This window comes from Streptomyces sp. NPDC059142 (assembly GCF_042755665.1).
Lineage (GTDB): Bacteria > Actinomycetota > Actinomycetes > Streptomycetales > Streptomycetaceae > Streptomyces.
On sequence record NZ_JBHZDA010000027.1, the window covers coordinates 826 to 11,621 of the forward strand.

9 protein-coding genes and 2 tRNA genes are annotated in these 10,796 nt (G+C 69.9%); 3 read left to right on the plus strand and 8 right to left on the minus strand.

Going from position 1 to position 10,796, the window contains the following annotated elements; all coding sequences use genetic code 11:
• Positions 1–103: 103 nt before the first annotated feature.
• The 5 genes from clpX to ACFXPK_RS13065 form a co-directional block, all read right to left on the minus strand.
• Positions 104–1,396, minus strand: coding sequence for an ATP-dependent Clp protease ATP-binding subunit ClpX (gene clpX / locus ACFXPK_RS13045; protein ID WP_384923750.1), 1,293 nt, complete (start codon positions 1,394–1,396; stop codon positions 104–106).
• A gap of 211 nt (positions 1,397–1,607) precedes the next feature.
• On the minus strand, positions 1,608–2,282 hold the full coding sequence (locus ACFXPK_RS13050; RefSeq protein WP_329827091.1) for an ATP-dependent Clp protease proteolytic subunit: 675 nt from the start codon (positions 2,280–2,282) through the stop codon (positions 1,608–1,610).
• Positions 2,283–2,338: 56 nt separating this feature from the next.
• Positions 2,339–2,944, minus strand: coding sequence for an ATP-dependent Clp protease proteolytic subunit (locus tag ACFXPK_RS13055; RefSeq protein WP_365638258.1), 606 nt, complete (start codon positions 2,942–2,944; stop codon positions 2,339–2,341).
• A gap of 389 nt (positions 2,945–3,333) precedes the next feature.
• Positions 3,334–4,767 carry a trigger factor gene (gene tig / locus ACFXPK_RS13060; RefSeq protein ID WP_384997426.1) on the minus strand — a complete coding sequence of 478 codons (1,434 nt, stop codon included), beginning with the start codon at positions 4,765–4,767 and terminating at the stop codon, positions 3,334–3,336.
• Positions 4,768–4,947: 180 nt separating this feature from the next.
• A tRNA-Pro gene (locus tag ACFXPK_RS13065) sits at positions 4,948–5,024 on the minus strand.
• 139 nt (positions 5,025–5,163) lie between these two features.
• Between ACFXPK_RS13065 and ACFXPK_RS13070 the strand changes: the two genes are divergently transcribed.
• Positions 5,164–5,237 (plus strand) — tRNA-Gly (locus ACFXPK_RS13070).
• Between the two features lie 101 nt (positions 5,238–5,338).
• Here the strand turns inward: ACFXPK_RS13070 and ACFXPK_RS13075 are convergent.
• Complete coding sequence (locus ACFXPK_RS13075) at positions 5,339–5,533, minus strand: hypothetical protein (RefSeq protein WP_329827089.1); 195 nt, start codon at positions 5,531–5,533, stop codon at positions 5,339–5,341.
• 375 nt (positions 5,534–5,908) lie between these two features.
• Here ACFXPK_RS13075 and ACFXPK_RS13080 point away from each other — a divergent pair, with 375 nt between their 5' ends.
• Positions 5,909–7,171 (plus strand): cation:proton antiporter, encoded by a 1,263-nt coding sequence (locus ACFXPK_RS13080; protein WP_385074698.1) that lies wholly within the window; start codon positions 5,909–5,911, stop codon positions 7,169–7,171.
• Positions 7,172–7,239: 68 nt separating this feature from the next.
• On the opposite strand, the gene ACFXPK_RS13085 is transcribed toward ACFXPK_RS13080, so the two are convergent.
• Positions 7,240–8,427 (minus strand): PP2C family protein-serine/threonine phosphatase, encoded by a 1,188-nt coding sequence (locus ACFXPK_RS13085; RefSeq protein ID WP_384997422.1) that lies wholly within the window; start codon positions 8,425–8,427, stop codon positions 7,240–7,242.
• A 106-nt stretch (positions 8,428–8,533) separates the two neighbouring features.
• On the opposite strand from ACFXPK_RS13085, the gene ACFXPK_RS13090 reads away from it, so the two are divergent.
• The gene (locus ACFXPK_RS13090) at positions 8,534–9,775 is read left to right on the plus strand and encodes a GNAT family N-acetyltransferase (RefSeq protein WP_385074701.1); all 1,242 of its coding nucleotides are present in this window, start codon (positions 8,534–8,536) and stop codon (positions 9,773–9,775) included.
• 6 nt (positions 9,776–9,781) lie between these two features.
• Here ACFXPK_RS13090 and ACFXPK_RS13095 read toward each other — a convergent pair whose 3' ends face one another.
• Positions 9,782–10,645 (minus strand): Fpg/Nei family DNA glycosylase, encoded by an 864-nt coding sequence (locus ACFXPK_RS13095; RefSeq protein ID WP_385074703.1) that lies wholly within the window; start codon positions 10,643–10,645, stop codon positions 9,782–9,784.
• Positions 10,646–10,796 lie beyond the last annotated feature (151 nt).

The following is a 10,796-nucleotide window of genomic DNA, read 5'->3' on the forward strand; positions in this document are numbered from 1 at the left end:
CCAATCAACAAGACCCCTTAATTATCTCCGACAGAAAACAAACGAGGCCCCCGGCCAGCGGGTGACTGGCCGGGCGCTTCTTCACTCCGCTGCTGTACGGCCGCTACGCGGACTTCTCGTGGCGCCCGTCGTTCTTCACGATCCTCGGCTCGCGCGGGACCAGCGTCGGGTTGACGTGGGAGTGGACCACGTCCTCCGTGATCACCACGCGGGCCACGTCCTTGCGCGACGGGACCTCGTACATCACCGACTGGAGGACTTCCTCCAGGATGGCGCGCAGGCCGCGCGCGCCGGTGCCGCGCAGGATCGCCTGGTCCGCGATGGCCTCCAGGGCCGGGCGGTCGAAGTCCAGCTCCACGCCGTCGAGTTCGAAGAGCCGCTGGTACTGCTTGACCAGCGCGTTGCGCGGCTCGACCAGGATCTGGAGGAGGGCGGCGCGGTCCAGGTTGTGGACCGAGGTGAGGACCGGGAGACGGCCGATGAACTCCGGGATCATCCCGAACTTCACCAGGTCCTCCGGCATGACCTCCTGGAACTGGTCGCTCTCCTCGATCTCGCGCTTCGAACGGATCGTCGCGCCGAAGCCGATGCCCTTGGCGCCCGCGCGCGACTCGATGATCTTCTCCAGGCCGGCGAAGGCGCCGCCCACGATGAAGAGCACGTTCGTCGTGTCGATCTGGATGAACTCCTGGTGCGGGTGTTTCCGGCCGCCCTGCGGCGGTACGGAGGCGGTCGTGCCCTCCAGGATCTTCAGCAGGGCCTGCTGGACGCCCTCGCCGGAGACATCGCGCGTGATCGACGGGTTCTCGCTCTTGCGGGCGACCTTGTCGATCTCGTCGATGTAGATGATCCCGGTCTCGGCCTTCTTGACGTCGTAGTCCGCCGCCTGGATCAGCTTGAGCAGGATGTTCTCGACGTCCTCGCCGACATAGCCGGCCTCCGTCAGCGCGGTCGCGTCGGCGATGGCGAACGGTACGTTCAGCATGCGCGCCAGCGTCTGCGCGAGGAGCGTCTTGCCGGAGCCGGTCGGCCCCAGCAGCAGAATGTTGGACTTCGCCAGTTCGATCGCGTCGTCGCGGCCCGACCCGCCGCCGTTCTCACCGGCCTGGACCCGCTTGTAGTGGTTGTAGACCGCTACCGAGAGGGCCTTCTTCGCGGGCTCCTGCCCGACGACGTACCCCTCGAGGAACTCGTAGATCTCGCGCGGCTTGGGCAGTTCCTCCCACCGGACCTCGGAGGTCTCCGCGAGCTCTTCCTCGATGATCTCGTTGCAGAGGTCGATGCACTCGTCGCAGATGTACACACCGGGACCCGCGATGAGCTTCTTCACCTGCTTCTGGCTCTTCCCGCAGAACGAGCACTTGAGCAGGTCGCCACCATCACCGATGCGTGCCACGAGGTTGCTTCCCCTTCGCCTGGGAGCAGCTTGGTTCAGCGGCTCCTGTGCCTCATATCCGACGGTACCTTGCCCGGACCCGGGTTCGGGCCCCCTTAGGGCCTGTTCCGCGTTCTCCCACGGGGAACTCGGAACAGGCCCAGGCGCGGTTCACGTGGTCACGGGAGTTCTCCCGAGCCCGATTCCGACCGCGCCAAGGGCGCCGGGTGGGTCAGGCGGCCGCTGCGGCCGTGGTCTTGCGGGTCGACACGATCTGGTCGACCAGACCGTACGCGAGCGCGTCGTCGGCGGTCAGGATCTTGTCGCGCTCGATGTCGTCGCGGACCTTCTCGATCGGCGTCGTCGAGTGCTTGGCCAGCATCTCTTCGAGCTGGGCGCGCATCCGGAGGATCTCGTTGGCGGCGATCTCCAGGTCGGAGAGCTGCTCCCGGCCGGTCTGGCTGGACGGCTGGTGGATCAGCACCCGCGCGTTCGGCAGGGCGAGACGCTTGCCCGGGGTGCCGGCGGCGAGCAGCACGGCGGCGGCCGAGGCCGCCTGGCCCATGCAGACCGTCTGGATGTCGGGCTTCACGAACTGCATCGTGTCGTAGATGGCCGTCAGGGCCGTCATCGAGCCGCCGGGGCTGTTGATGTAGATCGAGATGTCGCGGTCCGGGTCCATCGACTCCAGGCACAGGAGCTGCGCCATGACGTCGTTGGCGGAGGCGTCGTCGATCTGCACGCCGAGGAAGATGACGCGCTCCTCGAAGAGCTTCGCGTACGGGTCGTACTCGCGCACGCCCTGCGAGGTGCGCTCCACGAAGCGCGGGACGACGTAGCGGTTGTCCACCTGCGGGCCGTTGTAGAGGCCGCTCGCGGGGAAGTTGTTCATGTGGGTGTTCACCATCCTGTGGCGTTCGGTGGGCTGGGCCGGGGTCGGGAGGGGCGTCGAGGCGCGTCGCCTCAGGCCCCGGTGCCGCCGCCGCCCGGAACGCCCGAGGCCGCGGTGATGATCTCGTCGATCAGGCCGTAGTCCTTGGCCTCCTGGACGGTGAACCAGCGGTCGCGGTCGCCGTCGCGGATGATCGTCTCTTCGGTCTGCCCGGAGTGGAAGGCGGTGATCTCGGCCATCCGCTTCTTCGTACGGAGCAGGTACTCGGCCTGGATCTTGATGTCCGAGGCGGTGCCGCCGATGCCGGCGGAGCCCTGGTGCATCAGGATGTCGGTGTTGGGGAGCGCGAAGCGCTTGCCCGCGGTGCCGCCGGTGAGCAGGAACTGTCCCATGGAGGCGGCCATGCCCATACCGATGGTGACCACGTCGTTGGGGATGTACTGCATCGTGTCGTACACGGCCATGCCGGCCGTCACGGAGCCACCGGGGCTGTTGATGTAAAGGTAGATGTCCTTGTCCGGTTCGGCGGCAAGGAGCAGCATCTGGGCCGTGATCTTGTTCGCGATGTCGTCGTCGACCTGCTGGCCGAGGAAGATGATCCGCTCTCCGAGCAGCCGGCTGTAGACCTGGTCGCCGAGGCCACCACCGAGGGACGGCTCACCGGCGGCGTAAGGCATCAGATTCGTCACGTATACACCTGCTCGTCTCTGACGGCTGCGGCCGTCTCAGCGTCTTCGTACCGGGGACGGGAGACTCCCCTGCCCTCGTATTCATGGACCCTAACGCGCTGGTCGGCAAGGGCCATCCCGCTTCCGTTGCTGTTCGCTGGGAGCGCAAGGTAGTTGAGGTTCCCAGCGGCCTCCACCGGGCTCCTCACGGGCCTGGGCGCCCCCGTGGCCCCTGTGCGCCGCCCGGGGGTGTGCGGGAGCCCACGGGGGCGTGCACGGCCGGGGAGCGGCCTGTACGGAAGCGGGGCGCCCGACGGCGGAGGCGGACAGGGCGGGCCCCGGTCGCGTGTCGCGTCCGGGGCCCGTTCCGTCGGTCTCTTCGGTCAGAGCGAGAGCGCTCAGGCGCCGGCCTTGTCGTCCTTGTCGGCCTTCTCGTCGGCGTCCGCGGCGGGAGCGGCGTCGGCGGGGGCCTCGTCGGAACCGGTGGCCTCGGCGGCGACGGCCTCGGCCGTCTCCTCCTCCTCGTCCTCCAGGTCGACCGGGTTGCCGTTGGTGTCGGTGACCGTGGCGGCCTCGACGACCACGGCGAGCGCCTTGCCGCGGGCGACCTCGCCGACGAGCATCGGCACCTGGCCGCCTTCGACGACCGCCTGGGCGAACTGGTCGGGGGACATGCCGGAGGACTGCGCGCGCCGCATGAGGTGCTCGGTGAGCTCCTCCTGGTTGACGTTCAGCTTCTCCTTGTTGACCAGCTCGTCGAGGATGAACTGGGTCTTGATGCCCTTGACCGCCTGCTCCTTGGTCTCGGCGTCGAACTCCTCCTCGGTCTTGCCCTGGATCTCCAGGTACTTCGCGAGGTCGAGGCCCATCTGGCCGAGCTGGTGGTGCTCCAGGTTGTGCTTGCGGGTGTTGATCTCCTCCGCGAGCAGCTTCTCCGGGATCGGCACCTCGGCGAGCTTCAGCAGCTCGTCGAGGACGCGCTCCTGGGCCTGGGTGGCCTGGTCGTACTGCTTGGTGCTCTCCAGGCGCTTGCGGCTGTCGGCCTTGAGCTCGTCGAGGGTGTCGAACTCGCTCGCCATCTGCGCGAACTCGTCGTCCAGCTCGGGAAGCTCACGGGCGGCGACCTGGGTCACCTTGACGGAGACCTCGGCGGTCTGGCCCTCGGCCGTGCCGCCCTTCAGCTCGGAGGAGAAGGTGGCCTCGCCACCGGCCTCCAGGCCGGTCACGGCCTCGTCGATGCCGTCGAGAAGCTCTCCGGAGCCGATGGTGTACTGCACACCGCTCGCCACTCCGTCGGGCAGGACCTCGCCGTCGACCTTGGCCTCCAGGTCGATCGTCACGACGTCACCCTCGGCGGCGGCGCGCTCGACCGGGTTGGTGGACGCGAAGCGGTCGCGGAGCTGCTCGACCGACTTCTCGATGTCCTCGTCGCTGACCTCGACGGCGTCGACCGTGACCGCGATACCGGAGTAGTCCGGGATCTCGATGACCGGGCGGATGTCGACCTCGGCGGTGAAGGAGAGCAGTTCGCCGTCCTTCAGCTCCGTGATGTCGACATCGGGCTGGCCGAGGACGTTGAGCTCACCCTCGTTGACCGCGTCGGTGTAGAACTTCGGGAGGGCGTCGTTGACGGCCTCCTCCAGCACAGCACCACGCCCGAACCGCTGGTCGATGACCCGGGCCGGGATCTTGCCCTTGCGGAAGCCCTTCACCGTGACCTGCTGGTTGATCTTCTTGTACGCCGCGTCGAGGCTGTCCTTGAGCTCCTCGAAGGGCACCTCGACAGTGAGCCGAACCCGAGTCGGGTTCAGGGTCTCCACGGCGCTCTTCACGGTTCGGTCTCCTTGGTGGCTGATTCTGGGGTTCTGCCGGGTCCGCCGCACGCGCGGCGCGGCCCGACGGATTCGGCCCGGTTCTTCAGAGACTCTGCAGACACACGGGCACGCAGCTTGCATAGTAACCGCAAGCGGGAAGGGCCCCACAATGTGACCGTGCGCTGTGATCTTGAACGATGGTCGGGGTGGCCGGATTCGAACCGACGACCTTCCGCTCCCAAAGCGGACGCGCTACCAAGCTGCGCCACACCCCGTCGGTGCGACACGTAGGGTACATCCCCGCGGGGGCTCGGTTGTCATCCTTGACCGGCGCTTTACGGGTGTGCGGTGAACGCCCGGAACCCGCTACGATGTTGTCCGTGCCGGGGTCGTCCGACCTCCGGCGCGCGCTGTGCGGGCGTAGCTCAATGGTAGAGCCCTAGTCTTCCAAACTAGCTACGCGGGTTCGATTCCCGTCGCCCGCTCCACCGGCCCCGGCCCGATCAGGTGCGTTACGTCACCGATCGGGCCGGCGGCGTTTCCGGGGCCGATCGGAGAACAGGGACCGGCGGCCGACGACCGGTCCGGGTCAGAAACTGATCTGATTGATCGTGTCGGCTATCGAGTTGAGGAACCGGTTGACCGACGGCGCCATGTTGGTGGACGCGAGGAAGAAGCCGAAGAGGATCGCGACGATCGCCGGACCCGCCTTGATCGAGCCACCGCGGATGAACACCACCAGGATGATCGCCAACAGAAGCACCACAGACAGTGAGATGGCCACAACTGATCACACCCTCGGTCGGTCCGCCTAGCCCAGCCCCTGCGGGGTCGCGTACGACACCGCCTACCCCGTACATCCTGCTCGGACCATCGTGCCATCAACCTTCCCGCAGGTGTGGATCGACGCTCCCCTCACTTCCGGCCAATTGGTCCGTACATTCCGGTTGTTGACGGTTTGGCCGACCGGCGGACCGGCCGGCGGGGAGGTTCCCCGCCCCCTGTCCGGTCCCCGTCCCGCCCTCGCCATGCCCTCATCAGGGCGGACGACTCCCGTTACTCGGTAAATCGTTTGGTAAACTAATTACTGACGATTCCTTGACACACCTTTGACCGACGGAGGAGCGATCCCATCGGACACGCAGAGACCCTCATAGCCATGGGCGGCGCCTTCCTGGCCGCCGCCGTTCTCGCCCGACTGGGCGGCCGTATCGGTCTGCCCACGATTCCCCTGTTCATCCTGGCCGGGATCCTCCTCGGCCCGCACACGCCCGGCATCGTGCTGGTCAAGGACCCGCACGAGCTGGAGATGCTCTCCGCCCTCGGTCTGGTCCTCCTTCTCTTCTACCTCGGCCTCGAATTCCATCTCGACGACCTCAAGGCGGGTGGCCGGAAGATGGCCCTCGCCGGCGGCGCCTATCTCCTGCTGAACGTGGGCGCCGGGCTCGGCTTCGGCTTCGCGCTGGGCTGGGGCACCTCGGAGGCGCTGGTCCTCGCCGGTGTGCTCGGGATCTCGTCGTCCGCGATCGTCACCAAGGTCCTGGTCGACATGGGCCGGATCGGCAATCCCGAGACCAAGCCCATCCTCGGCATCATCGTGGTCGAGGACATCTTCCTGGCCCTCTACCTCGCCGCGCTCCAGCCGATCCTGTCCGGCGCCGACAGCGCCGGGGCCGCGGTCATGGACGGCGGGAAGGCCTTCGGCTTCCTGCTGCTGCTCGCCCTCGCCGCCCGGTTCGGGACGAAGGTCGTCGGCCGGCTCGTGGGCACCAGGGACGACGAGCTGCTCGTCATCTCCTTCCTCGGCGCGGCCGTCCTGGTCGCCGGTGTCTCCGAGTGGTTCGGGGTCGCCGACGCCATCGGCGCCTTCATGGTCGGTCTGATGCTGGGCGCCACCACCTCGGGCGACCGGATCCGCGAACTGGTCCACCCGTTGAGGGACGCGTTCGGCGCGATCTTCTTCTTCGCCTTCGGCCTGTCGATCAACCCCGGCGATCTGCCGACCGTCCTGTGGCCCGTCCTCGCCGCCGTCGTCGTGACGCTGGTGATGAACGTCGCCGCGGGGGTCACCGCCGCGAAGATCTTCGGCTTCGGCGCGGGACCGGCCGCCAATATCTCCACGACCCTGCTCGCCCGCGGTGAGTTCGCGCTGATCCTCGCCACGATGGCGGCGGGGGCGGGCCTCGACAGCCGGCTCGCGCCCTTCATCGCGGGGTACGTGCTGCTCCTCGCCGTCCTCGGCCCGCTGGCCGCGGGGCGCTCGCACTGGCTCGCCCGGATCCTGCCGGGCGGACGCCACGAGGGGGGCGGTGACGGGCCGGGGAACACTCCAGAGGCCGGTGGCCCACCCGCCGGGCGGGACGACCACGACGGTCTCGGCAAGCGGGACGGCAGAGGCGCGGAGGCAACCGTGACGAGCTGATCGGCGATGGCCGTGCTCTTGGAACCCGTACCCGCACCGACGGCGCGGGCGAACGTCCACGCCGACTCTCAGGACAGGCCCTGGAGGCCGGGCGGGCTCGACGGAGCCTGTCCGGCCTCTCGGCAGATCAGGAGCAGGGCGCGGTCGTCGTTCACGTCCTTCGCCACCGCCTCGATGAGATGCCAGGCCGCGCCCTCGAACCCCGGGACGACATAGCGGTCGGCCTCACCGGTGAGCCGGTCCATGCCCTCGCCGAGATCGCGTCCCGGGGCCTCCACCAGGCCGTCCGTGAAGAGCATCAGCACATCGCCGGGGCGCAGCGAGCCCTTGGCCGGGTCGAACCGGGCGCCGTCGTAGACCCCCAGCAGCGGGCCCTCGCCCGACTTCTCCTCCCAGCGCCCGCTGCCCGCGTGGAGCTGGAGCGCCGGGAGATGACCGGCGGAGAGCAGTTCGTAGTCGCCGGATTCGAGGTCGAGGACGAGATGGATCGAGGTCGCGAACCCCTCGTCCCAGTCCTGGCGGAGCAGATAGCCGTTGGCCGCGGGGAGGAAGTCGCCCGGCGGGAGCGAGCCGAGAAGGCCGCCGAAGGCGCCGGAGAGCAGCAGGGCGCGCGAGCCCGCGTCCATGCCCTTGCCGGAGACATCCGTGAGGACGACCTCCAGGGTGCGTCCGCCGTTGGTACGGGCGGCCACCACGAAGTCACCGGAGAAGGACTGGCCGCCCGCCGGGCGGAGCGCCATCTCGTGGTGCCACCCCGTCGGCAGCCAGGGCAGGGCGCTCTGTACGCGGATGCGTTCCCGCAGGTCGAAGAGCATGGTCCCGCCGCGCCGCCAGGGCACCCCGACCCTCGCCCTGAACTGGGCGATCAGCAGGCCGAAGAGTCCGCAGGCCGCCACCACCAGGACCGTGCCGGGGGTGACCGTGGCCGGTCCGTCCGGGTAGGGGCCGAGGACCATCGACTCGACGATCAGCGCCGCCGCGGCGGCCGCGTACAGACTGAGCAGGCTCGCCGGGCGCAGCAGCAGGCCGCCCGCCACGATCGGCAGGACGAGCGCGGCGGGAGCGCACCAGACGGGTATCGCCATCGTGGTCAGGGCGATGGCCGGCACGGTCAGCAGGAGCCCGACGAGGGCGATCCAGTCGGAGCCGTCGCCCCGGAAGTAGTCGACCCCGGATTTGCGCACGCTGATCCTGACCCGGTGCAGCGTCCTGCGCATCCGGGCCGCGTACGCATCCGCTCTTGCGACACCGGCCATTGTGGTGGACCCTACCGAGCCGCCCGGCCGCCGTGCAGGGGGACCCCCGTGACATTGCGTTCGAAATCGGGTCGCCTCGCCGCCGTACGGCTGGTACTGATGGCATATGACACTGGATCTGAGGGTACTGCGGGCGTCCGAATACGACTCCTGGCACGAGGCGTTGGAGCTGGCCTTCGGCGGCGTCGGCGGGACCGTGGGAGACCAGGAGCTGATGCGCGATCTCGCCGAGGTCGACCGCTCGATCGGTGTCTGGGACGGTGACGAGTGCGTGGGCACGACCTCGGCGTACAGCTTCCGGCTCTCGGTGCCGGGCGGCGCACAGGTGCCCACGGCGGGTGTGACGCGGGTGAGCGTGGCGGCGACCCACCGTCGGCGCGGGGTCCTCACGTCGATGATGCGCCGGCAGCTCGACGACGTCAGGGCCCTGGGCGAACCGCTCGCGGTGCTGACGGCCTCGGAGCCGGAGATCTACGGACGGTTCGGCTACGGCGTCGCGAGCGACGCGCTCTCGGCGGAGATCGACACGTCCCGGGTCCAGGTCCGGATACCCGACGGCGCGGACGGGGACGGCGTACGTCTTCGCCGGGTGCCGGCGGACGACCCGGAGGTACGGGAGGCGTGCGAGGCGCTGTACGCGGCGGAGGTCGCGAGGCGTCCCGGGATGCCGGCCCGCAGGCCGGGCTGGGAGCGGCTGCCGGTGGTGGGCTCGGGGGCGGCGCGCGACGGCCTCTCCGCGCTCCAGTGCGTGCTGGCGGAGCGGGACGGCGAGGTGGTCGGGTTCACGCTCTTCCACAACCGTCCGGAGTGGGATGTGTCGGGCCCCAAGGGGACGGTCGAGCTGCGGGATCTGCACGCGGCCGACCCGGTGGCCTGCGCCGAGCTGTGGCGCTTCCTCTGCGGGATCGACCTGACGTCGACGCTGCGGGTGCGCAGCAGGCCGGTGGACGACGCGTTCCGGTATCTCGTCTCCGACTTCCGGCGGTGCGAGCCGCGGGTGCGGGACGACCTGTATCTGCGGCCGGTGGAGGTGGCCCCGGCGCTGGAGGCGCGGACGTACCGGACGCCGGTGGACGTGGTGCTGGAGGTGGCGGACGCCTTCTGTCCCTGGAACGAGGGGCGCTGGCGGCTCAGCGGTGACACGAAGGGCGCGACCTGCGCGCGGACCGCGGACGCCCCCGATCTGGTGCTGTCGGTGAACGACCTGAGCGCCGCCTATCTGGGCGGTACGGCGCTGGCCGCGCTGGGGCGCGCGGGGCGGGTGCGGGAGACCCGGGCGGGCGCGCTGGACGCGGCGTCGGTGGCCTTCGGCTCGGATGTCGCGCCCTGGCTGCCGCACGGGTTCTGATCACGGCTACGCCTGCTGGCAGCCGGGGCACCAGAAGAGGTTGCGGGCGGCGAGGGGCGCGGTGCGGATCTCGGTGCCGCAGAGCAGGCAGGGCATCCGCGCGCGGCGGTAGACGTAGACCTCGCCGCCGTGGTCGTCGACGCGCGGCGGGCGGCCCATGGCCTCGGGGGTGTGCTCGGGGCGGACGGTGTCGATGCGGTTGTGGCGTACGCCCTCGCGCATCAGGTCGACGAGGTCGGCCCAGATCGCGTCCCATGCGCGGCGGGTGAGGTCCTTGCCGGCCCGGTACGGGTCGATGCCGTGGCGGAAGAGGACCTCGGCGCGGTAGACGTTGCCGACGCCCGCGACGACCTTCTGGTCCATGAGCAGGGCGGCCACGGTGGTACGGGAGCGGGAGATCCGGGCCCAGGCCCGCGCGCCGTCGCCGCCGGGTGCGGCGGGGCCGGAGGGGGCGGAGCCGGCGGGCACGCGCAGCGGGTCGGGGCCCAGCCGGTCGTGCACGGCCTGCTTCTCGGGGGCGGTGATCAGGGCGCAGGTGGTGGGGCCGCGCAGGTCCGCGTAGTGGCCGCCGCCCTCCAGCCGGAGGCGGACGGTGTCGGCGGGCGGCGGGACCGGTGCCGTACCGAAGCCGAGTTTGCCGAAGAGCCCGAGGTGGACGTGGACCCAGCCGGTGGCCTCGGTGGCGCCCGCGGGCCCGAAGCCGAGGAAGAGGTGTTTGCCGTGCGCGTCGACGCCGGTCAGCGTCTGGCCGTCGAGGAGGGCGGCGCTGTCGGAGAACTTGCCCTGCGGGCTGGAGACCCGTACCGGCCGGCCGCCGAAGCGGGCGAGATGGTCCTCGGCGAGGCGGTGGATCGTATGCCCCTCGGGCACGGTGTCTCCTCGTGACGGCGCGGCTGCGGCGCGCGGACATGACGGTGGCGCCGGGGGCGGGCCCCCGGCGGAGGGTTGGGTGAGTTGTTCTGGTTCGGGGGGGTGGGCGGGTGCGGGGGCAGTTGGTGGGGGGTGTCGTACTACGGGATCA

What these genes read in the sequence shown, in the direction of transcription:
- ACFXPK_RS13055 (WP_365638258.1), bottom strand. Translation starts at nt 2,944, where the DNA reads ATGCCTTACGCCGCCGGTGAGCCGTCCCTCGGTGGTGGCCTCGGCGAC.
- ACFXPK_RS13085 (WP_384997422.1), bottom strand. Translation starts at nt 8,427, where the DNA reads ATGGCCGGTGTCGCAAGAGCGGATGCGTACGCGGCCCGGATGCGCAGG.
- ACFXPK_RS13090 (WP_385074701.1), top strand. Translation starts at nt 8,534, where the DNA reads ATGACACTGGATCTGAGGGTACTGCGGGCGTCCGAATACGACTCCTGG.
- ACFXPK_RS13080 (WP_385074698.1), top strand. Translation starts at nt 5,909, where the DNA reads ATGGGCGGCGCCTTCCTGGCCGCCGCCGTTCTCGCCCGACTGGGCGGC.
- ACFXPK_RS13050 (WP_329827091.1), bottom strand. Translation starts at nt 2,282, where the DNA reads ATGGTGAACACCCACATGAACAACTTCCCCGCGAGCGGCCTCTACAAC.